The sequence below is a fragment of the Monashia sp. HAY1-5C genome (assembly GCF_056755255.1).
In genome coordinates, this window is sequence record NZ_JBPGXG010000082.1 from 1 (window position 1) to 21,055 (window position 21,055).

General features: G+C 73.8%; 19 protein-coding genes. 10 read left to right on the forward strand and 9 right to left on the reverse strand.

The features are described from left to right. Positions 1 to 194 precede the first annotated feature (194 nt). Positions 195 to 2,021: a BCCT family transporter gene (locus ACR9ZK_RS13345; protein ID WP_481342424.1), complete on the forward strand. Its 1,827-nt coding sequence runs from the start codon at positions 195 to 197 to the stop codon at positions 2,019 to 2,021. 280 nt (positions 2,022 to 2,301) lie between these two features. Here ACR9ZK_RS13345 and ACR9ZK_RS13350 read toward each other — a convergent pair whose 3' ends face one another. Continuing rightward, positions 2,302 to 3,828 (reverse strand): PH domain-containing protein, encoded by a 1,527-nt coding sequence (locus ACR9ZK_RS13350; protein ID WP_481342425.1) that lies wholly within the window; start codon positions 3,826 to 3,828, stop codon positions 2,302 to 2,304. Continuing rightward, positions 3,825 to 4,328 (reverse strand): PH domain-containing protein, encoded by a 504-nt coding sequence (locus tag ACR9ZK_RS13355; RefSeq protein ID WP_481342426.1) that lies wholly within the window; start codon positions 4,326 to 4,328, stop codon positions 3,825 to 3,827. The genes ACR9ZK_RS13350 and ACR9ZK_RS13355 overlap by 4 nt, the downstream gene beginning before the upstream one ends. A gap of 76 nt (positions 4,329 to 4,404) precedes the next feature. On the opposite strand from ACR9ZK_RS13355, the gene ACR9ZK_RS13360 reads away from it, so the two are divergent. From ACR9ZK_RS13360 to ACR9ZK_RS13370, 3 genes are all read left to right on the forward strand, one after another. After that, positions 4,405 to 4,956 carry a dihydrofolate reductase family protein gene (locus ACR9ZK_RS13360; protein WP_481342427.1) on the forward strand — a complete coding sequence of 184 codons (552 nt, stop codon included), beginning with the start codon at positions 4,405 to 4,407 and terminating at the stop codon, positions 4,954 to 4,956. Between the two features lie 68 nt (positions 4,957 to 5,024). Further along, entirely contained in the window at positions 5,025 to 5,888 is an 864-nt protein-coding gene (locus tag ACR9ZK_RS13365; protein ID WP_481342428.1) for a P-loop NTPase family protein, read from the forward strand. 94 nt (positions 5,889 to 5,982) lie between these two features. Beyond that, positions 5,983 to 7,017 carry an LLM class flavin-dependent oxidoreductase gene (locus ACR9ZK_RS13370; RefSeq protein WP_481342429.1) on the forward strand — a complete coding sequence of 345 codons (1,035 nt, stop codon included), beginning with the start codon at positions 5,983 to 5,985 and terminating at the stop codon, positions 7,015 to 7,017. Between the two features lie 39 nt (positions 7,018 to 7,056). On the opposite strand, the gene ACR9ZK_RS13375 is transcribed toward ACR9ZK_RS13370, so the two are convergent. Next, the gene (locus ACR9ZK_RS13375; protein ID WP_481342431.1) at positions 7,057 to 7,734 is read right to left on the reverse strand and encodes a response regulator transcription factor; all 678 of its coding nucleotides are present in this window, start codon (positions 7,732 to 7,734) and stop codon (positions 7,057 to 7,059) included. After that, entirely contained in the window at positions 7,727 to 9,886 is a 2,160-nt protein-coding gene (locus tag ACR9ZK_RS13380; protein ID WP_481342432.1) for a sensor histidine kinase, read from the reverse strand. Before ACR9ZK_RS13380 ends, ACR9ZK_RS13375 begins: the two co-directional genes overlap by 8 nt. A 188-nt stretch (positions 9,887 to 10,074) precedes the next feature. Between ACR9ZK_RS13380 and ACR9ZK_RS13385 the strand changes: the two genes are divergently transcribed. The 3 genes from ACR9ZK_RS13385 (at position 10,075) to ACR9ZK_RS13395 (ending at position 12,714) form a co-directional block, all read left to right on the forward strand. Next, a complete protein-coding gene (locus ACR9ZK_RS13385; RefSeq protein WP_481342433.1) occupies positions 10,075 to 10,545 on the forward strand; it encodes a hypothetical protein in 471 nt (156 codons plus the stop codon). Positions 10,546 to 10,579: 34 nt separating this feature from the next. After that, a complete protein-coding gene (locus tag ACR9ZK_RS13390) occupies positions 10,580 to 12,046 on the forward strand; it encodes a multicopper oxidase family protein (RefSeq protein WP_481342434.1) in 1,467 nt (488 codons plus the stop codon). Between the two features lie 101 nt (positions 12,047 to 12,147). After that, positions 12,148 to 12,714, forward strand: coding sequence for a hypothetical protein (locus ACR9ZK_RS13395; RefSeq protein WP_481342435.1), 567 nt, complete (start codon positions 12,148 to 12,150; stop codon positions 12,712 to 12,714). A 10-nt stretch (positions 12,715 to 12,724) separates the two neighbouring features. On the opposite strand, the gene ACR9ZK_RS13400 is transcribed toward ACR9ZK_RS13395, so the two are convergent. Both ACR9ZK_RS13400 and ACR9ZK_RS13405 read right to left on the reverse strand, forming a co-directional pair. Beyond that, entirely contained in the window at positions 12,725 to 13,201 is a 477-nt protein-coding gene (locus tag ACR9ZK_RS13400; RefSeq protein WP_481342436.1) for an iron chaperone, read from the reverse strand. Positions 13,202 to 13,300: 99 nt separating this feature from the next. Then, the gene (locus tag ACR9ZK_RS13405; protein ID WP_481342437.1) at positions 13,301 to 15,319 is read right to left on the reverse strand and encodes an oxidoreductase; all 2,019 of its coding nucleotides are present in this window, start codon (positions 15,317 to 15,319) and stop codon (positions 13,301 to 13,303) included. A 66-nt stretch (positions 15,320 to 15,385) separates the two neighbouring features. Between ACR9ZK_RS13405 and ACR9ZK_RS13410 the strand changes: the two genes are divergently transcribed. Next, positions 15,386 to 16,852 (forward strand): flavin-containing monooxygenase, encoded by a 1,467-nt coding sequence (locus ACR9ZK_RS13410; RefSeq protein ID WP_481342438.1) that lies wholly within the window; start codon positions 15,386 to 15,388, stop codon positions 16,850 to 16,852. A 23-nt stretch (positions 16,853 to 16,875) separates the two neighbouring features. On the opposite strand, the gene ACR9ZK_RS13415 is transcribed toward ACR9ZK_RS13410, so the two are convergent. After that, positions 16,876 to 17,319, reverse strand: coding sequence for an MOSC domain-containing protein (locus ACR9ZK_RS13415; RefSeq protein ID WP_481342439.1), 444 nt, complete (start codon positions 17,317 to 17,319; stop codon positions 16,876 to 16,878). Further along, positions 17,316 to 18,608, reverse strand: coding sequence for a DUF4921 family protein (locus tag ACR9ZK_RS13420; protein WP_481342440.1), 1,293 nt, complete (start codon positions 18,606 to 18,608; stop codon positions 17,316 to 17,318). Before ACR9ZK_RS13420 ends, ACR9ZK_RS13415 begins: the two co-directional genes overlap by 4 nt. A gap of 69 nt (positions 18,609 to 18,677) precedes the next feature. On the opposite strand from ACR9ZK_RS13420, the gene ACR9ZK_RS13425 reads away from it, so the two are divergent. Both ACR9ZK_RS13425 and ACR9ZK_RS13430 read left to right on the forward strand, forming a co-directional pair. Then, positions 18,678 to 19,652 (forward strand): NADPH:quinone oxidoreductase family protein, encoded by a 975-nt coding sequence (locus tag ACR9ZK_RS13425; RefSeq protein WP_481342441.1) that lies wholly within the window; start codon positions 18,678 to 18,680, stop codon positions 19,650 to 19,652. Next, entirely contained in the window at positions 19,649 to 20,509 is an 861-nt protein-coding gene (locus ACR9ZK_RS13430; protein ID WP_481342442.1) for an SDR family NAD(P)-dependent oxidoreductase, read from the forward strand. The genes ACR9ZK_RS13425 and ACR9ZK_RS13430 overlap by 4 nt, the downstream gene beginning before the upstream one ends. Positions 20,510 to 20,532: 23 nt before the next feature. On the opposite strand, the gene ACR9ZK_RS13435 is transcribed toward ACR9ZK_RS13430, so the two are convergent. Beyond that, positions 20,533 to 21,055, reverse strand: a 523-nt coding sequence (locus ACR9ZK_RS13435) for a TY-Chap domain-containing protein (protein WP_481342443.1), incomplete at its 5' end; no start/stop codon positions are given.

Below are 21,055 nucleotides of genomic sequence, written 5' to 3' on the forward strand. Positions count from 1 at the left end.
TCCGTCGTCGGCAGCGTCAGATGTGTATAAGAGACAGGCTCTGGCGTGGGAAGCACTGCGCCGTCCGGCGTCTCGTCTTGCGCGTCGCGTTCCGTTTCGGCAGGGTTGACGGCCGAACGAAACCGCTGAGACACCGAGACGTGAGGAGACTGGCGGCATCCCTCGTCGGGTGCCGTCGACGACGTATGGCCCTGATGACCCGAGACACCGACGAGACCCCGCAGGAGCCGCGCGAGGCCCTGCACCCCGCCCTCGAACCACCACCCGTCAACCACGAGGAGGCGGCCCCGTCCCGGCTCGACAAGCCCGTCTTCTGGGTGGCCGCCGCGGTCGCCATCGGGTTCGTGCTCTGGGGCGCGCTCGGTACCGGGAGCCTCAGCACGAGCGCCTCCACCGGCCTCGGGTTCGTCGTGCACAACACCGGCTGGCTCTTCTCGATCGTCGCCTCGGGCTTCGTCGTGTTCGTCGTCTGGCTCGCCGCGAGCCGCTACGGCAACATCCCGCTCGGCGGTGACGGCGAGGAGCCGGAGTTCCGCACCTCCTCCTGGGTGGCGATGATGTTCTCCGCCGGCATGGGCATCGGCCTGATGTTCTACGGCGTCACCGAGCCGGTGAGCCACCTCGTCACCCCGCCGCCCGGCACCGGCGCCGCGGGCAACCCGGCGGCCGTCCAGACCGCCATGGCCACGACGATGTTCCACTGGTCGCTGCACCCGTGGGCCATCTACGCCGTCGTCGGCCTCGCCGTCGCCTACGGTGTCTTCCGCAAGGGCCGCTCGCTGCTCATCAGCTCGGCCTTCGCCCCGCTCTTCGGCGAGCGACGGGCGAACGGCGCCGCCGGCAAGGTCATCGACGTCTTCGCAGTCTTCGCGACGCTGTTCGGCTCGGCCACCTCGCTCGGTCTCGGCGCCCTGCAGATCGGCTCCGGCCTGCAGCTCGTCGCGGGCGTCGGCCCGGTCGGCAACGGCCTGCTCATCGGCATCATCGCGGTGCTGACCGTCGCCTTCATCCTGTCGGCCGTGTCGGGGGTGGCCAAGGGCATCCAGTGGCTCTCGAACATCAACATGGTGCTCGCGGTCGCGCTCGCGTTCTTCGTGTTCGTCGTCGGCCCGACGGTGTTCATCCTCGACCTGCTGCCGACGACGATCGGCTCCTACGTGCAGGACCTCGCCATGATGTCGGCCCGCACCGACGCCGCGGGTGGCGCCGGCATGAAGGACTGGCTGGCCTCCTGGACGATCTTCTACTGGGCCTGGTGGGTCAGCTGGACGCCGTTCGTCGGCATGTTCATCGCCCGCATCTCTCGGGGGCGCACCATCCGGCAGTTCGTCACGGGCGTGCTCCTCGTGCCGTCGGTCGTCTCGCTCGTGTGGTTCGCCATCTTCGGCGGCGCCGGCATCTGGCAGCAGCAGCACGGCCAGGACATCGCCGGCCAGTCCTCCGCGGAGGGCACCCTGTTCGCCATGCTCGGCAACCTGCCGTGGCCGACGGTCACCGCGGTCGTCGTCATGGTCCTCGTCGCGATCTTCTTCGTGTCGGGCGCCGACGCCGCGTCGATCGTCATGGGGACGCTGTCGGAGAAGGGGACGCTCGAGCCGTCGCGGAGGACCGTGATCTTCTGGGGCGCCGCCACCGGCGCGGTCGCCGCCATCATGCTCGTCATCGGCGGCGAGGACGCGCTCTCGGGTCTGCAGAACGTCACGATCGTCGCCGCGCTGCCGTTCCTCGTCATCATGGTCGGCCTCGCCGCGGCGCTGGTGAAGGACCTCTCGCGCGACCCGCAGGTGGTGCGGCGCCGGTACGCGGCGGCCGCCGTCGAGCACGCCGTCGTCACCGGCGTGAGCGAGCACGGTGACGACTTCACGCTCACCGTGCAGGAGACCGCGCCCGGTGAAGGCGTCGGCGAGCTCGTGCCGACCGAGTGGTCCGAGGACGCCGACGCGGCGACCGGCGCCGACCCGACGGTCTCCGAGGAGATCGGCGAGAAGACGCAGCGGGTCGGGGCCTCGATGCGGCTCTGACCACCCGCGGTCGAGCCGGACCGAGCGCCCACCTGCCGCCAGAACCGCGCCATGGCACGGTTGCGTGGGGGTACGGGGCTGGATCGGCCGCCACAAGTGCGCCGTCGCGCGGTCGGGGCAAAGGGGCAGCCGACCGTACGAGGTCGTCACCTCACCGCTGGCACGATGAGGTGGCCGCGGCTGCCGCGGACGGTGTGCCCCTCGGCGGCGGTCGGCGTCGACGCCACGACCAGGCTCCCGGACCACCCCATGCCGTCTGCTCGCCGAGCGGGGTTGAGCCTCAGCTGAACTCGGCGAGCAGGTCGGGGCTGATCTGCGCCATGACGGCGTACGCCCGCTCCACCGGCACGTCGACGACGTCGTAGTGCGAGGCGCCGGCCGCCGTCGTCGCGACGAGGGTGGCCACTCCTGCACGCCGCTGGAACCAGGACCGGCGGACCGTCCAGCCGATGACGCCGTCGCGGTCGAGGGCGACCCGGCGCCGGTCGAGCGAGCCCTCGCGCGCGACGAGGTGGCGGGGCGTCACGAGGTGCCCCAGCCCGGCGTACCGGTCGAGGCCGAGCCAGGCCGCGAGGCCGACCAGCACGGGCGCCGCCAGGTACCACGTCGCCGGCGCCTCGGTCGTGGCGACGAGGACGGCCAGGCCGATGAGGCCGGCGACGGTGGGAACGAGGGTCCGGGTCAGCCTGCGCCGCAAGGCCGCCCGCCCATGCCGCTGCAGCGGCGCGTTCACCGCGTCCCCGTCCGCGACGACGTCGGCGGCCACGCGGACGACGAGACCAGCGGGGGCGGGCGGCACGAGCCAGTCGGCGCCGCCGCGCTCACGCAGCAGCCCCGTGGTGACGACCTTGAGGCGCCGGCCGCCGACGAGACGCAGGCCCGCCGGCTCGTCGACCTGGACGCCACGGACGCGGCCGCGGTCGATGCTCGTCTCGCGCGTGGTCAGCAGGCCCCGGCGGGTGTGGAGGCTGCCCAGGCGGTTGCGCGTGAGCCGGAAGCCCCAGAAGCTGAGGACGTAGGCGCCGACTGCGAGCACCGACACGACGACGAGCACCAGCAGCACGTCGAGCCAGACCGCCAGGCCGCGCAGCCACTCCGCCCCCGACGCGATGACCTCGCCCTGGTCGCGCACCCGCCCGACCGCCTGGAACAGGAAGCCCACGCCGGCGGCCGCGGTCGCGATCCCGGTCAGCGTGAACGGCGCGTACCGGACCCACGTCGGGTCCAGCCGCACGAGCTCCTCGTCGACGGGCAGCGACTCCCACCCCGCAGCCGGGACCTCCGAGAGGTCCTCGTCCAGCCGCAGCGGAGCACCGGTGGGAGAGGGGAGCGCGGTGACCGCCGGGTCGATGCGGTGCAGCAGCTCGGCCCGGAGCCGGCGTCCCTCCTCGACCCGCAGCGAGTCGAGGACGAGCCGGTCCCGCTGGCTCCCACCGGTCGAGATCTCGACCTTCGCGAGGCCGAGCAGCCGGTGGTAGACCCGCGCGGTGAGGTCGACGGTGCGGACCTTGTCGAGCTGGGCCGTCGTCGTCTGCTTGGTGAGCAGGCCGCGGCGCAGCTCGATGCGGCCGGCCGCGATGCGGTACCGCGTCGTGAACCACCGCAGCACCCCGAAGCCGACGATGACCGGCAGGGCGTAGAGCTCCCACGGCTGGTCGCTGTCGGAGCTCGCCCGGGCGACGAGCAGGGCGAGCACGGCGGGCAGCAGCCGGACGAGCGTCTCGACGGGGTGGATGAGGAGCATCCGCGCGTCGAGGCGTCGCCACTCGGTCTCGGGCACCGGGTCTGCGGGGGCAGGCTCGGTCACGTCGCGTCGCCCTTCTCGAGGACGGCCGCCGCGGACAGCGTCTCGACCAGCTCGGTGGCCACCGGCAAGTCGAGCGCGTGGATGCGCAACGGGCCCGCCGCGGACGCCGTCGTCACGGTCACCGACGCCAGCCCGAGCACCTGGGCGACGGGCCCACGCTCGAGGTCGACGGTCTGGACCCGGCTCATCGGGGCGATGCGTCGCTCCTGGCGCAGCCAGCCGGTCTGCGTGTAGATGGCCCGCCCGGTGGCCTCCCACCGGTGCACGCGCCACCGCCACCGGGGCATGACGAGGACGTAGGCCACCGAGAGCACGAGCCACGCGACGCCGACGGCCCAGTGCGTGGACCGGCCACCGGCGTCGTCGGCGACCCACCACACCACCTGCGCCACGAGGAGCCCGACGACGGGCACGAGCGCCTCGACGGTCCAGAGCGTCACCGCGCGAGGTGACACGAGGTTGGCCGGGGCACGGAGGATCGCTGCCTCCTCGGTCTGCATGGGTCCACGGTGTCACACGGAACCCCGGTCGGCGGGACAGCACGACGGCGTGCACGTGTCGTGCGATGGTGTGCCCATGGGAACGATCGCGGTGCACGAGTTCATCTCCCTCGACGGCGTCTTCGAGGACCCGTCCTGGACGTTCGACTTCGGCTTCGACCCCCGGATGGGGGAGACGCTCGCCGATGTCACCGGCGCCGCCCGGGCCATCCTGCTCGGCCGGCGCACCTACGAGATGTTCGCGCCGGCGTGGTCGACGCGGACGGCCGAGGACGACCCCGGGGCCCCGTTCTTCAACGAGACCCACAAGTACGTCGTCGCCTCGCAACAGCCGGGCGTCGAGTGGGGACCCTCGACCGTGCTGCCCTACGACGCCGACGCGATCCGCCGGCTCAAGGACTCCGTGGACGGCGCGATGTACGTCTCGGGCAGCGGCACACTCGTGCGGGCGCTCCTCGCCGACGGGCTCGTCGACGACCTGCACCTGTTCGTCTACCCGGTGGCACGTGGCACGGGTGGGCGGCTGTTCGCCGACGGCGGTGGCCCGACGACGCTGCGGCTCAAGGGCTCCGACGTCTACGACAACGGCGTCGTGCACCTGGCCTACGGTCCTCCTGCGGGGCCGTGAGCCCGCGCGAGCCTCCGGCGTCCCTCCACGAGACGGGACCGGGGCGCATCGAGGTTAGGGTGAGGCACATGTCGGGTCTGGTGATGGTCGAGGGTCTGCCCGGCTCGGGCAAGAGCACGACGGCGCACGGCCTCGGCACCTGGCTCGCGGGCCGCGGCGTCGCGGTCGAGCAGTGGCCGGAGGGGCGCACCGACCACCCCGTCGACCTCGAGCAGGTCGCGGTCCTCACGAACGACGCCGTCGTGCAGCTGCTGGGCGAGATGCCCTCTGCCGCAGATGCCTTCATCGGTGCCGCCGAGCGGGCCGGTGACGCGTGGCTCGTCCGCATCGGCCGCGACGGGCACCTGCCCGCAGAGCTCGTGGACCGGCTGCGCCGTCACGACGGCTACGACGGTGACGTCACGCCCGAGCTGCACGGGCGCGTCCTCACCGACAGCTGGCGCCGCTTCGGGACCGCCGAGCCGCGCGCGGAGGTGCACGTCTGGGAGTGCGTCCTGCTCCAGAACCCCGTCTGCGCGTTCGTGGCCCGGTTCGACCAGCCGACGGCGGTGCTGGAGCGACACGTCCGCGGGCTCGTCGAGGCGGTGTCGGACCGCGCTCCGGCGCTCGTGTACCTCGACGCCGGTGACCCGGCGCCGGTCCTCGAGAAGGCGGCGGCCGAACGTCCGGACGCCTGGCTCGAGGCCGTCGTCGCCTACCACACGCAGCAGGGCTGGGGGCTGGCCCGCGGCCTCGGGGGTTTCGAGGGCTACGTCGAGTTCATGCGCCATCGCCGCGCCGTCGAGCTCGACCTCCTGCCGCGACTGCCGCTGCCGACCCTCGTCGTGCGCACCGACGCCGGCTCGTGGCCCGAGCACACCGACCGCATCCGGGCGTTCGTCGGCGAGCACCTCGGGCTCGAGGCGGCGCCGGGACCCGAACGGGCCGCCTGAGGAGGTCGGGCCGTCAAGCGGCCGTGCCCGCGGCCGTGCCAGCGGCCGCGTCGGTCTGCCGGCCGAGGTGACGGGCCTCCCTACGATGGGGCGCATGGCTCTCGAACTCGGTCTCGACACGTTCGGTGACATCGCGGACGGCCCGGACGGACAGCCGCTGCACCCGGCCGTCGTCCTGCGCGAGGTCCTCGCCGAGGGTGAGCTGGCCGACCGGCTCGGGCTCGACTTCTTCGGGATCGGCGAGCACCATCGGCCCGACTACGCCGTCAGCGCGCCCGACACGCTCCTCGCGGCGCTGGCCGCCCGCACCGGGCGCATCCGACTCGGCACGTCGGTCACCGTCCTGTCGTCCGACGACCCGATCCGCGTCTTCCAGCGGTTCGCGACGCTCGACGCCGTGTCCAACGGCCGCGCCGAGATCACCGTCGGCCGCGGGTCGTTCATCGAGTCCTTCCCGCTCTTCGGACTCGACCTGTCGGACTACGAGACCCTCTTCGAGGAGAAGCTCGACCTCCTCGCCGCGGTCGTCGCCGAGCGGCCCGTGCGATGGGAGGGCACGATCCGGCCACCGGTCCAGGTCGACCGGGTCATGCCGGCGACCGAGTCCGGGCGGCTGCCGGTGTGGGTCGGGGTCGGCGGCACACCGCAGTCGGTCGTCCGGGCGGCCCACTACGGCTTCCCGATCGTCATCGCCATCATCGGTGGCTCGTCGCGACAGTTCCTGCCCCTCGCCGACCTCTACCGCCGCGCGCTGTCGGAGCTCGGCAAGCCGGAGCAGCGGGTCGGGGTGCACTCGCCCGGCTACGTCGCGGCGACCGACGAGCAGGCCGTCGAGGAGTTCGTGCCGCACTTCGTGCCGTACATGAACAAGCTCGGCCGCGAGCGCCGGTGGGCGCCGATGACGAGGGAGCAGGCGCTCGGCCAGCTCGGCCCCGACGGCGCGGTGTACTGCGGCTCGCCCGAGACGGTGGCCGCCAAGATCGTCGACACGGTCCGGCTCCTCGGGGTGTCGCGGTTCCAGCTCAAGTACTCGTTCGGCACGCTGCCGCACGAGCAGCGGATGAGCTGCATCCGCCTCTACGCCGAGGAGGTCGTGCCGCGCGTGCGCGAGCAGCTCGACGGGGCGTGAGGAGGGCTCACGCCCTCGAACCTCCTCGTCGACCCGCTCTCACCCCAGTGCGGGCGAGTTCTCGAGGAAGGCGAGCACCGCGACGACCCGACGGTGCACCGGGGCCTCCGACAGGCCGAGCTTGGTGAAGATCGCGTTGACGTGCTTCTCCACGGTCGACGACGACAGGTGCAGCGACGCCTCGATCCCGGCGTTGGTGCGCCCCAGCGCCATCTCGCGCAGCACGTCGAGCTCGCGCGGTGACAGGGTCGCGAGCGGGCTCGTGGCTCCGCGGCTGCGGCGGCGCACGAGCGCGTCGACGATCTGCGGGTCGACGACCGAGCCCCCCGCGCAGACCTCCCGCAGGGCGTGGACGAGGTCCTCGAGGTCGCCGATGCGGTCCTTGAGCAGGTAGCCGACCCCGGCCGAACCACCGTCGAACAGCGCCAGCGCGTAGGCCTCGTCGGTGTGCTGCGAGAGGACGACGACCCCGGTGGAGGGGTGCGCGGCCCGGATCGCGTGGGCCGCCTCGATGCCCTCCATCCGGTGCGTCGGCGGCATCCGGATGTCGGTGAGCACGGCGTCGGGCCCGAGCCGGCGGACGGCGTCGAGCAGCTCGGTGGCGGTGCCGACGCACGCGAGCACCGAGACCTCGCCGGAGTCCTCGAGCAGGCGGCGCAGACCTTCTCGCACGAGGTAGTTGTCCTCGGCGATGACGATGCGCACGGACTCACGCACGGGCGGGCTCGACCCGTGGCGGAACGGCGGGCGTGTCGGGCGCGGTGGGCGCGGCGGGCGCGGTGGGCGCGGCGGCCCGACCGGGTCCCTGCTGCTCCCGCAGGGGCAGCAGGGCGACGAGGTGGGTGCCGGCGCCGGGGGCGCTGTCGACGTGGACGTGGCCGCCGAGGGCGACGACGCGGTCACGGATGTTGGCCAGCCCGGCCTGCTCGGCGGAGGTCGGGCCCTCCGGGTCGAAACCGAGCCCGTCGTCGGTGACCTCCAGCCGCAACCCCGCCGGAGTCAGGGCGAGGGCGACCCGCGCGTGCTGCGCGCCGGCGTGCTTGGCGACGTTGGCCAGGGCCTCGCGGATCGCGTAGAACGCCACGGTCTCGACGTCGGGGGCGAAGCGACGGGCGCGCACCACGTCGTCCGCCTCGATGGCGAGGGACACCGGGAAGCGTGCGGTGCGCGACTCGACCGCCGCGACGAGGCCGTTGTCGCTCAGCACCTGCGGGTGGATGCCGTGGGCGAGCTCGCGCAGGTCGGCGAGGATCTCCCGGGCCTGGTCCTGCAGCTCGGACAGCTCGTCGGCGTCGAGGTCCGCGCGGTCGAGCCGGTTGCGCGCGAGCCGGAGACCCGCGATGAGCGCCACGACGCTCTGCTGGATGCCGTCGTGGAGGTCGCGCTCGATGCGCCGGCGTTCGGCGTCCTGGGCGGTGATGAGGCGGCTGCGCGACGCTGTGAGCTCGTCGAGCTGGTCCGCGAGCTCGGCGGTCAGCCGCACGTTGGCGACGGCCGTCGTGGCCTGGCGGGCCACGGTCTCGAGCAGGGTCAGCTCGGCGAGGGTGTAGGCACCACGTCTGGCCGGACCGAGGTCGATCCGGCCGATGACGGCACCGCCCTGCACGAGGTCGAGCCCCGTGGCAGGGTCGCCGACGACCTCGCCCGACACCGCACGGGGTGCGTCGACCGTGCGCCCGTCGGGCGTGGCCAGGCGGATGCGGACCCACGCCGCACCCACCCCGTCGCGCACCCCCTGGGCGAGTCGGGCCAGCACCTCGTCCGCGTCGACGGCCTGCTCCAGCCGCGTCCCGAGGTCGCTGAGCAGCCTCAGGTGCGCGTCGCGGTTGCCGAAGACGAGCCGGGTGATGGCTCGCCCCAGCCAGGCGCGGACGGGCAGCAGCAGGACGGCGATGGCCGTCGTGACGATGACCGCCGTCGCCGGGGGCAGGGTCTGCGCGAGCAGCAGCCCGGGCGCCGCCACCCCCCAGGCGTAGAGGATGGTGATGAGCGTGGCCGAGGAGCGGACCACGACCTTTCCGCGGTCGGCCACCCTGACGTCGTAGGCGCCGTGGCGCAGGATGCCGTGGATGCCGGCCACCGGCAGGGCGATGACGGCGACGGCGACGAGAACCGAGGCGACGGTCGCGACGGGCGTTCCCGCGAACCGGGGCAGGGCGATCCCGTCCCAGAACATGTACACGAGGAGCGTGAAGGTCACGGCGGCGCCCATGACGTGCAGCTGCGCGCGCCGGGCCGGGGGACCGAAGAGCCAGCGCGAGAAGAACACCAGGACGGCGAGCCCCGGGACGACCCACCACGGTCGGAGCACGGCGTCGACCACCGGCTCGAGGCCGGCGAGCGCCGGCACGGCGTACGGGTTCGTGAGCGTGCGGCCGTCGAGACCGATGTACTCCGGCAGCACGACCTGCGGATCGGTGAGCAGCGTGGCCGGGCCGATGAGGACCCCGACCCACACGAACCGGACGACGACGCGCTGCCAGCGGTGCTCGAGGACACCGTCCGGGAAGGTCGCGAACATCAGCAGGAAGCCGATCGACGCGAGGGCGTCGGCCGCCAGCCCCACCTGGTTGAGCAGCGCGAAGGTGCTCGAGCGCAGGACGTCGACGTGGGTCCACAGGTACGCCTCGTACGCGGACCCGACGGCCGAGGCGGTCCCACCGAGGGCCACGTACAGGGCCGTCCTGGACGACGTCGCGGTGAGCAGCCACAACCCGAAGGCGTAGATGGGCAGCACGCCGAAGACCGGCCACCCCAGCCCCTCGCCCGCGGTGCCGGGCGAGAGGATGCCGCGCACGACGAAGACGTAGGCGAGCGACGCCGTCCCGACGACGCCGAAGATCAGCAACCACACGCGCCTGCTGGCCACACCTCATGATCGTCCCTGCACGCTCGACGCGTCAGCGGGTCAGCCCTACCTGCCGGTGGAGGACGGCCCCCACCGTCCGTGCGGCCCGCCTCGTTCCCGGCTCGCGGAAGCGGCCGGATCGTGGGAGGCGTGCGCGGGACCGCCGGTGGGAGGCGGGCACACCCGACGCGTACCGGAGAGGAACGACCATGCGCAGGGTCTACCGCGTGCTCAGCTGGCTCATCGTCGTCGAGGTCGTCGTCCAGGCGGCCGCCATCGCGCTCGGTCTGGGGGGTCTCGTCCACCACGTGTCCGAGGGCGGCGTCGTCGACAAGGCCTCCCTCGAGGACTCGGAGCTCGGCTGGGTCGGCGAGGTCGGTTTCCCGATCCACTTCGTCAACGGTGGGGTCGTCATCCCGCTGCTCGCCCTCGCCCTGCTCGTCGTCGCCTTCTTCGCCCACGTGCCGAAGGGGATCCGCACCGCGGCCTGGGTCTTCGGGCTCGTCGTCGTCCAGGTGATGCTCGGCTACTCGATCACCGACGTGCCGTTCACGGGCGCCGTCCACGGGGCCAACGCCCTGGCGCTCCTCGTCGTCGCGATGCAGGCCGCGCGGCTCGCGGCGGTGCGTGCGCCGGCGGACGCCGTGCCGACGGAGGTGCCCGCCGATGCCCGGGGCTGAGCCCCCAGGGCGGACCAGCCTGTCACGCCGGCTCGTGAGCCTCGTCGGGCTCGCCTGCCTCCTGGTGCTCGTCGGGTGGGGCTGGGCCGCGAGCCGGCTCCCCTCGGCGTGGTCCGTCATGGACATGGGGACGGCCGAGCTGGGCCGTGGAGACCACGCGATGGGGCACGGGGCAGGAGCGTCCGTCGGTCGGCCGGGCGGCACGAGCGTCGCGGACCTGGTGGTCGACCCCCGCCGTCCGGCCGACGTGTCCCTCACCCTCGTCGCCCGCCGGCAGACGATCCGGGTGCCGGACGGTGTCGACGTCGACGGGTACACGCTGAACGGCAGCTCACCCGGCCCGACCATGCGCGTGCGCCAGGGACAGCTCGTGCAGGTGCGGTTCGTCAACGAGTCGGTGACCGACGGCGCCACGCTGCACTGGCACGGGATCGAGGTGCCCGCCTCGCAGGACGGCGTCGCCGGCGTGACCCAGGACGCGGTCCCGGCGGGCGGTGAGCACACCTACCGCTTCGTCGCCGAGCAGGCCGGAACGTACTGGTACCACTCGCACCAGGTGTCCCACGAGCAGGTGCGGCGCGGGCTCTACGGCGCGATCGTCGTCGAACCGGCGGGTGGCATCATCCCTCGCGTCGACCGTGACGTCGTCGCCCTCGTCCACCAACTCGGCGGCCAGCCGACGCTCGACGGCCGCGTCGGTGACGAGCACGTGGCGGTCGACCCGGGTGGCGCCGTGCGGATCCGTGTCGTCAACACCGACGACGCCCTCATGGCGGTCTGGGTGGGTGGTCCGTTCACCCTCGTCGCCGTCGACGGGACGGACCTCGTCGGTGCCACCGAGGTGTCCGGCCGGCGTGTCGACGTCACCGCGGGGGCGCGGGCTGACCTCCTCGTGCACGCCCCGAGGGACGGCTCGTCGGTGCGGGTGCAGCTCGGCGGGTCCCTCAGCATCGTCGTCGGGGGCGCTGGAGGCGCCGGGTCGGCGCCGTTCGTGCGGCAACCGGCGCGCGTCCTCGACCTGCTCACCTACGGCTCGCCCGCGCCGCTGGGCTTCGACGCGGGTGCCCCCGACCGTCGCTTCGACTACGTCATCGGCCGGCGTCCGGGACTCCTCGACGGCCGGCCCGGGATGTACTGGACCGTCAACGGCCGGCTCTACCCCGACGTGCCGATGTTCCACGTCACCGAGGGTGACGTCGTCCGGTTCCGGATCGTCAACGGGTCGTCCGAGAGCCATCCCATGCACCTCCACGGCCACCACGTCGTCGTCCTGTCGCGCGACGGCGTGCCCTCGACGGGAACCCCCTGGTGGGTCGACTCGCTGGAGGTCGCGCCCGGTGAGCAGCTCGAGGTCGCCCTGGTGGCGGACAACCCCGGCATCTGGATGGACCACTGCCACAACCTCCGGCACGCCGCGGAGGGCCTCGTCGCGCACCTGTCGTACGACGGCGTGACGAGCCCCTACCTGCTCGGCGGCAGCGCCGGCAACCAACCCGAATGAGGTGAACCGCCATGTCCCACAACGTCATCCGTAGCACTCGCACGCCGGGGTCGTCGGCCCCGGGTCGTCGGCCGACTGCCACCCGGCTCCGGCGGGAGGCCATGCCCCTGGTGGCGTTGGCGCTCGCGGCCACTGCCCTCGTCGCGGTCGGCTGCCTGGTCCTGCTCTACGCCGTCGGTGGCGTCTTCGGCGCGGTCAACGACTGGGCCAACGCCCTCCTCGGCTGCTGGGTGCTGCTGCTCGCCGTCCTCGTCAGGCTCGACGGGGCCGGCGGCCGGCGGGCGGACGTGGCACCGGCCGCGGCGGCGGCCGGTGCCGTCGGCCTGGCGTGGGGGACGTGGCTCGTCGTCACGCAGACGACCGGCTTCTACCTGGCCGGCCTCGTGTCGACCCTCGGGCTGGCGGGCGTCGGCGCCTGGCTCCTGCTCGCCGACGCCGCGTCGGCACGGGCCGGGCGGCCGGCGACCGGACCCGTCGTGCTCGGGCGCCTCACGGGATGGCTCCTGCTCGGTGGGGTGCTAGCCCTGCCGGGGCTGCTGGCCGGCGTCGACGACCTCGCGGACGCGCGGTGGCACTCCCACCTGGGGGAGGCCGGCGCGTGGCTCGGGGCCTACGTGCTCCTGCCGGTCTGGAGCGTCCGGCTGGCTCGACACCTCCGCCGGGTGTGACCGGGCCGGCTCAGCCGGCGGCCTTCCTCACGATGGCGGTGAGCTGCGCCTCGACCGCCGGGGTCAGTGCGAGCAGGGCGTACGCGGTGGGCCACAGGTCACCGTCGTCGAGGGCGGCCGGGTCGTTGAACCCGAGCGTCGAGTACCGGGCCTTGAACTTGGCCGCCGGCTGGAAGAAGCAGACGACCTTGCCGCCCTTGGACCACGACGGCATGCCGTACCAGGTGCCGGGCTCGAGGTCGGGCGCCGCCTTCTCGACGAGCGCGAGCACCCCCTCGGCCATGGCACGGTCCGGGCCGTCCATCTCGGCGATCTTGGCCAGCAGCTGGGCCCGCGCCTCGGCCGGGTCGGTGCCCTTGCGACGGGCGGCCTTGACCTCGGTGGCGCGCTCCTTCATCGCGGCCTTCTCCTCGGCGGTGAAGGCCTGCGGGCTCGTGGTCCTCGCGGTGGTCGTCGAGCGGGTGGTCGTCGAACGGGTGGTGGCCATGTCGGGCTCCGATCTGGGTCGAGTGGGTGGTCCGGTCCCATCCTCGACGCCGCCCGACATGGGCGCTTCTCGAAAACTGATCGGTTGCGCGTCGGTCCGTCACAGACGCGCGGCGAGCTCGGTCCCCTGGCGGATGGCCCGCTTGGCGTCGAGCTCGGCAGCGACGTCGGCACCACCGATGACGTGGACCGGGATGCCGAGCTCGCGCAGCGGCGCGACGAGCCCGTCGACCGGCTCCTGGCCCGTGCACAGCACGACGGTGTCGACCGCGAGGACCGTCGGGTCGCGGTGGTCCGGTCCGTAGCTGACGTGCAGTCCCGCGTCGTCGACGCGCTCGTAGTTGACGCCGACGTGGTGATGGACTCCCTTGGCCTTCAAGGCCGCCCGATGCACCCATCCCGTCGTCCTGCCCAGCCCTTTGCCGATCGGCGTCTCCTTGCGCTGGAGCAGGTGCACCTCACGGGGCGAGGGCTCGGGCCGCGGCTCGACGAGGCCACCGCGCGACGCGTCCGGCGCGCCCACGCCCCACTCGGCCATCCACTGCTCCACGCCGAGCGGCGAGGCCGTGTGCGTCAGGAACTCGGACACGTCGACGCCGATCCCGCCGGCGCCCATGACGGCGACGCGACGGCCGACGGGGACCTCGCCGCGCACGGCCGCGGCGTACGTGACGACCTTCGGGTGGTCGATGCCCGGGACCGCCGGGATCCGCGGCTCGACGCCGGTGGCCACGACCACCTCGTCGAACTCGGTGAGGTCGGCCGGCTCGGCGCGGCGGCCGAGGTGCACCTTGACCCCGGCGAGCTCGAGGCGCCGCCGGTAGTACCGGACGGTCTCGGCGAACTCCTCCTTGCCCGGGATGCGCATCGCGATGGCGAACTGGCCACCGATGTCGTCGCCGGCCTCGAACAGCTCGACGCGGTGGCCGCGCTCGGCCAGCGAGGTGGCGGCCGCGAGGCCGGCCGGGCCGGCGCCGACGACGGCGATCGGCCTGGCCCGACGCGTCGGCGCGAGGACGAGGAGCGTCTCGTGCGCGGCGCGCGGGTTGACGAGGCACGTCGCGGTCTTCTTGGCGAACGTGTGGTCGAGGCAGGCCTGGTTGCAGGCGATGCACGTGTTGATCTCGTCGGCGCGGTCCTGCTCGGCCTTGCGCACCCACTCCGGGTCGGCGAGGAAGGGCCGGGCCATCGAGACGAGGTCGGCGCGACCGTCGGCGAGGGTCTGCTCGGCGAGGTCGGGCATCGTGATGCGGTTGGAGGCGATGACGGGCACCGACACCTCCGGCCGCAGGCGGGCCGTCACCGAGGTGAAGGCGCCGCGCGGGACCGACGTGACGATCGTCGGCACCCGGGCCTCGTGCCACCCGATGCCGGTGTTGATCATCGTCGCGCCGGCGGCCTCGACCTCGCGCGCGAGCGCGACGACCTCGTCCCAGGACTGCCCGTCGGGCACGAGGTCGAGCATCGAGAGGCGGTACACGACGACGAAGTCCTCGCCGGCCGCCTCGCGGACCGCGCGGACCACCTCGACCGGCAGCCGGCGCCGGTTCTGTGCCGAGCCGCCGTAGCGGTCCGTCCGCCGGTTGGTGCGCGGAGCGAGGAACTGGTTGAGCAGGTAGCCCTCGGAGGCCATGATCTCCACGCCGTCGTAGCCGGCCTCGCGGGCCAGGCGCGCACACCGGGCGTAGGCGCGGACGGTGCGCTCGACGCCCCTCGTCGACAGCGCCCGCGGCGTGAACGGGGTGATCGGGGCCTTGAGCCGCGAGGGGGCGACGGAGGCGGGGTGGTAGGCGTACCGGCCGGCGTGGAGGACCTGCAGCGCGATGTGGCCCCCCTCGCGGTGCACGGCGTCGGTGATGCGGCGGTGCCGGCGCGCCTGCCGGGAGGTGAGCAGCGCCGACCCGCCGGGGTAGAGGGTGCCCTCGAGGTTCGGCGCGAAACCGCCAGTGACGATGAGCCCGGCGCCGCCCCGCGCCCGCTCCGCGTAGTACGTGGCGAGCCGGTCGAGGTCGCGAACGCGGTCCTCCAGCCCCGTGTGCATCGAGCCCATGACGACGCGGTTGCGCAGCGTCGTGAAGCCGAGGTCGAGCGGTTCGAGCAGGTGCGGGTACGGGCTCACCCGCCCGAGGGTAGCCGCGGGTTACCGCGGGGTAGCGAGCCGCGCGGCACACGTCACAATGGCGGGGTGACGCGACCCTCCGACCCCGCCGACCGGCCCGAGCACCTCGACGTCGTCGTCGTCGGCGCGGGGCTGTCCGGCATCGGCGCGGCCTATCGGGTCCAGACGATGCTGCCGGGCCGCTCCTTCGCCGTGCTCGAGGCGCGCGACGCCGTCGGCGGCACGTGGGACCTGTTCCGGTACCCGGGCGTGCGCTCGGACTCGGACATGTTCACCCTCGGCTTCCCCTTCGAGCCGTGGCCCGAGGGCGACGCGATCGCCGACGGGGCCAGCATCCTCGGCTACATCCGCCGCACCGCCGCCAGGTACGGCATCGACGAGCGGGTCCGTCTGGGTCACCGGGTGGTCGCGGCGTCGTGGTCGAGCGCCGACGCCCGGTGGACGCTCACCGTCGAGCACGCCGGCGACCGGACCCGGTTGACGTGCAGCTTCCTGCACCTGTGCAGCGGCTACTACGACTACGAGCAGGGGCACACCCCCGACATCCCCGGTGGCGACGCGTACGGCGGACGGGTCGTGCACCCGCAGTCCTGGCCCGCCGACCTCGACGTCGCCGGCCGGCGGGTCGTCGTCATCGGGTCGGGTGCCACCGCGGTGACCCTCGTGCCGGCGCTCGCGGACCGCGGTGCCCGGGTGACGATGCTCCAGCGCAGCCCCTCGTGGGTCGTGCCGCTCGCGCGTCGCGACCGGATCGGCGACGCGCTCCGGCGTGCCCTGCCGCGCCGGGTCTCCGGCACCGCGGTGCGCTACAAGAACGTGCTGACGGCAGGCGCCTTCTACCAGCTCAGCCGGCGGCGGCCGGCCCTGGCCCGTCGGCTGCTGCTCCGCGGCGCCGAACAGGCCCTCGGGTCCGCGTCGGCCGTCGCCGAGCACTTCACGCCGGCCTACGACCCGTGGGACCAGCGCATCTGCTTCGTGCCCGACGGTGACCTCTTCGACACGGTCCGAGCCGGGCGCGCCGAGGTCGTCACCGACACCATCGAGCGGTTCACCGGGCGCGGGCTGCTCCTGACGTCGGGGCGCGAGCTGCCGGCCGACGTCGTCGTGACGGCGACCGGCCTGAGGCTGCAGGTCGCAGGCGGCATCGAGTTCGACGTCGACGGCGAGACCCGACCCACGCGCGACCTCGTCGTCTACCGCGGGCTGATGTTCGCCGACGTGCCCAACCTCGCCGTGAGCGTCGGGTACGTCAACGCGTCGTGGACGCTCCGGGCCGACCTCGCCAGCCGCTACGTGTGCCGCCTCATCGCCCACATGGACGCGCACGGCTGGCGGGCCGCGGTGCCGCGCGCACCCGAGGGCATGGCGGGCAGAGCGCTGCTGCCGCTGTCGTCCGGCTACGTGACGCGCGCGGCCGACCTCCTGCCGCGGCAGGGTGACCGCGCACCGTGGCTCATGCGCCAGAACTACCTGCTCGACCGCCGCGACCTGCTGCGCGGTGACCTCACCGAGGGAATGGAGTTCTCCCGCTGAGCCGCCGGCGGCTCAGCCGCCGCTCACCGGCCGGGCTCGAGGTCGACGGGGTCGCCGACGCGGATCGTGCCGGAACCGAGCAGCCGGAACACCGTTCCGGCGCGGTCGTGGAGGGCGCGTGCGGCGCCCGGCCCGAGCTCGTCGTCGAGCAGCCGGCACGGCGCCGCGACCCGGACCACCTCGAGGTCGACGTCGCCGATGCGGATGCGCTCCCCGGGGCGTCGGGGCACGACCGAGCCGCTGATCGTGAGGTTGCGACGCGTCAGGCCCGGGTCGACGGGACGGCCGAGCTCCTCGGCGGCCGCCTGCAGGCTCTCGACCGCCTGCACCGTGACGTGCCGGTGCCGGCTGCCGTGGTAGCGGTCCCCGACGAGCCCGACCCCCGCCTCGGCCTCGACGCTCTGCACCGACCGGGTGGGCAGGCGACGGGCCTTGGCGACGTGGATGGCGACGACGACGGGACTCACGCCGCCACCTCGACGCGGGGGGAGACGCCACCCGTGTCGGCGAGCTCGCGCAGCCGGCCCACGGCCCGGTCACGCAGCGTCCACGGGTCGATCGTGTTGACGTAGATCTTCGTGCCGCCCTCGAACCCGGCGAGCGTCGAGATGCGCCACTTGATGACGGCGCGCAGCGGCATCGGCACGTCGACCGACGGCGGCCGGTGGTGCCACTCCTCGTTCGAGGGCACGTGGTCGCCGGTGGCGGCATGGCAGGCGTGGACGAGGTCGGAGAAGTCGCGGACCTGCTCGTCGGACAGCTCCCACGGGCAGGGCTCGCCGTCGAGCAGGTGCACGACGAGCGCCGGATAGCGGTGGCCGACGCCGGCGAAGGCCACGGCGTGCTCGCTGCGAGCGACGACGAGACCCTGCTCCTCGGCATAGCGCGCCCCCCAGCGCAGGAACACGCCCGGCTCGCTCCGCACCCGGCGCACCTCCACCTCCTTCTGGGCGCTCAGCTCGTCGATGGCGACGACCTGCTTGTGGAGGTGCTCGAACGAGGCGCCCGCCGGCGCGAGCCAGTTCTGGTACACCGACACGTACCTCGCGTACGGGTTGCCGCGGTAGATGTCGTGCATCGCCGTGATGCCGAGGCGCACGTACTGCTCGTGCTCGTCGGGTGTCAGGGTGCCCGACGCGGCCAGCTGCGTGTCGTCGACGGCGTCGTCCACGTAGTGGCGCCGGGCGACGACCACCTGGTGGTTGGCGGCGAAGAGGCCCGCGGCCTCGCGACCGAGGGCGTCCTCTGCGAGCGGCTCGGCCTCGGCCCCACGAGCACCCTTGGCCCGCATGCGGATCCGGGCCAACGAGGTGACGTGCGCATGCCCGGCCGGCGTGGATAGGTAGGCGGCGCGGCGAGCCTGCGACTCCGGCGTCGGTTCGAAGCCGTGGGTCAGGTGCCAGTAGTCGTAGCCGAGGATCTCGTAGAGGTTGGGGACGAGCCGGAACTCCGCGACGGTGTCGTCCAGCTCGTCGGCGAGCACGCCGCGCAGCTGGGTCCAGCCGTCACCGGTGCGCACGACCCGGGCGACCTCCGGTGTGGTCTCGAGCTTGCGGCCGGCGCAGAAGGCGCAGTGCCGGTCGCGGTCCCCGGGCTCGATCGGCAGCGGCACGCGTCCCGGCACGTCGACCGGTCGCGCCGCGCGGCCGGGGAGCGTCCAGACCTTGGTGCCGGTGAGCGGGTTGACCTGCTTGACGGTGCCGTCGGGCAGCCGCGTCAGGGGGTGCGGCGTCGGCTGGAGCGGTGGCTGGCTCACGGCTCCAGACTAGGTGGGCTAGCGTCGGCACGTGGACGCCGACGACCCGCGCAGCGAAGGAGCCCGATGATGCGCGCCGCCCGAGTGACGACGCTCGACGGCCCGGGCTCGGTCCGGGTCGAGGAGGTCGAGGCCCCGACCCTCGCCGCGGGCCAGGTCGTCGTCGACGTCCACGAGGCCGGTGTCGCCTTCCCGGACGTCCTGCTGACCCGGGGGCTCTACCAGCTGCGGCCCGAGCCGCCCTTCACTCCGGGGGCCGAGTGCGCCGGCGTGGTCCGCGAGGTGTCCGAGGGCAGCGGGCTCGCGGTCGGCGACCGGGTCGCCGCCTTCCCGGTGCTCGGGGCGTTCGCCGAGCAGGTCGCGGTGCCGGAGCCGCTCGTCCTCCCACTGCCAGACCGGATCTCGTTCGCCGCCGGGGCTGCCCTGCCGATGAACTACCTCACGGTCCACTTCGCGCTGACCCGGCGTGCCGGCCTCGAGCGCGGCGAGGTGGTCCTCGTGCACGGCGCCGCCGGCGGCATCGGCACGGCCGCCGTCCAGCTGGCACGGGCCATGGACGCGCGGGTCGTCGCCGTCGTGTCGAGCGACGAGAAGGCCGCCGTGGCCCGGGCCGCCGGTGCCCACCACGTCGTGCCCGTCGACGGGTTCCTCGACGCGGTGCGTGAGCTGACCCAGGGGCGCGGCGTCGACGTCGTCGTCGACCCGGTCGGCGGCGACCGCTTCACCGACAGCCTTCGCGCTCTCGCGCCGGAGGGACGCCTGCTCGTCATCGGCTTCACCGGTGGGTCGATCCCGGAGGTCAAGGTCAACCGGCTGCTGCTCAACAACGTCAGCGTCGTGGGAGTCGGCTGGGGAGCCTTCTGGCAGAAGCGCCCCGAGTTCGTGCGCGCCCAGTGGGAGGCCCTTCTCCCGTTGCTCGGCCAGGGCCTGCTGGAGCCGCCCATCGGCAGCCGCCACGCGCTCGAGGACGTCACGGCGGCCCTCACCGAGCTCGACGAGCGTCGTGCCACGGGCAAGGTGACGATCAGGGTCCGCGGCTCGTGAGGCCGCTCGTGCCGTCTCGGACCCGCGCTTTCGAGCCGCCGCGTCGCGTCCTCGTCACCGGTGGTGCGTCCGGGCTCGGCCTCGCCCTGGTCCGCGCCCTGGCGGCCCGGGGCGACCGGGTGCTCGCCACCGACCTGGCGACCCAGCGGCCGGACGTGCTGCCCGCGTCCGTCGGCTACCGCCGCCTCGACGTGCGCAGCGACGCCGACTGGGACGCCACCCTCGCCCACCTCCGGGAGACGTGGGGCGGGCTCGACGTCCTCGTCAACAACGCCGGTGTCGCCGCGGGCGGGCGCATCGACGTCGCGACGATGGACGAGTGGCGCCGGGTCGTCGACGTCAACCTGCTCGGCGTCGTCCGTGGGTGCCGCACCTTCACGCCGCTGTTCAAGCAGCAGCGTGGCGGGCACATCGTCAACACGGCATCCCTCGCCGGGCTCGTCCACGCGCCGGGGATGGCCGCCTACAACGCCGTCAAGGCCGGCGTCGTCGCGGTGAGCGAGACGCTCTCGCACGAGCTGGCGCCGCACGGGATCGCCGTGACGGTCGTGTGCCCGTCGTTCTTCCGCAGCGGCCTCGACGCGTCGTTCCGGGGGACCGACGCCGAGCTGGAGGACGCCGGACGCCGCATGGTGAGGGGGTCCCGGCGCTCGGCCGACGACGTGGCCGCGACCGTCCTGCGCGGCATCGACGCCCGGCGCGACGTCGTGCTCACCGACGTGGAGGGACGCGTCGCCTGGCGCGCCAAGCGGTTCGTCCGGCCGCTCTACACCGCCGCGATGCGCCGGGCGGCCACGCAGCTGGCCCGCGGTCATGCGCCGGGGGCGCACCCGCTCGAGGCCCTGCACAAGGACTGAGAGCGACCCGGAAGCGTTCTGGCTCAGCCGTGCCGGCGGTCCACCGCCGACGGCGCCGTGGCCCCCAGCACGTCGCGCAGCGTCGCCGCCACGAGGGCGGCCGCCTCCTCGGCGGCGTCCGGTCCGAGCACGCGGCCGAGGTCGGCCTCGTCCGCGACGGTCTCCCATCCGAGCGCGGTGAGGGCCTCGACGTCGTGGGTCGCCAGGGCGGTCAGGCCCTCGAACTCCGGGTCGGCGACGCACTCGAGCACGAGCACGCCCTCGAGTCGGCTGGCCTGGACGAAGACGTCTGCGGCAGAGACGGACTCGCCTCGGTGGCGTCGACGGAACAACCCGCTCGAGCGCGCGGTGGCCGGCCCTTCGTCCCGCGCGCCTCCGACGTCCGCGTGCACCGCGAACGTCTCCCAGCCGCCCTCGGCGAGTGCGGCCAGGTCGGTCGCGACCCGCCGCGTCCAGCCCTCCCACGACTCCTCCGGGTGGCCCTCGTGACGCGTGCCGTGACGCCCACCGGGACGTCCGGCGCCGCTCACGCGTCCACCTCGACCA

Bases quoted from the DNA above. Each gene is read 5' to 3' on its own strand.
- ACR9ZK_RS13345 (WP_481342424.1), top strand. From the start codon at position 195: ATGACCCGAGACACCGACGAGACCCCGCAGGAGCCGCGCGAGGCCCTG.
- ACR9ZK_RS13355 (WP_481342426.1), bottom strand. From the start codon at position 4,328: ATGCAGACCGAGGAGGCAGCGATCCTCCGTGCCCCGGCCAACCTCGTG.
- ACR9ZK_RS13360 (WP_481342427.1), top strand. From the start codon at position 4,405: ATGGGAACGATCGCGGTGCACGAGTTCATCTCCCTCGACGGCGTCTTC.
- ACR9ZK_RS13365 (WP_481342428.1), top strand. From the start codon at position 5,025: ATGTCGGGTCTGGTGATGGTCGAGGGTCTGCCCGGCTCGGGCAAGAGC.
- ACR9ZK_RS13370 (WP_481342429.1), top strand. From the start codon at position 5,983: ATGGCTCTCGAACTCGGTCTCGACACGTTCGGTGACATCGCGGACGGC.
- ACR9ZK_RS13385 (WP_481342433.1), top strand. From the start codon at position 10,075: ATGCGCAGGGTCTACCGCGTGCTCAGCTGGCTCATCGTCGTCGAGGTC.
- ACR9ZK_RS13395 (WP_481342435.1), top strand. From the start codon at position 12,148: ATGCCCCTGGTGGCGTTGGCGCTCGCGGCCACTGCCCTCGTCGCGGTC.
- ACR9ZK_RS13400 (WP_481342436.1), bottom strand. From the start codon at position 13,201: ATGGCCACCACCCGTTCGACGACCACCCGCTCGACGACCACCGCGAGG.
- ACR9ZK_RS13425 (WP_481342441.1), top strand. From the start codon at position 18,678: ATGCGCGCCGCCCGAGTGACGACGCTCGACGGCCCGGGCTCGGTCCGG.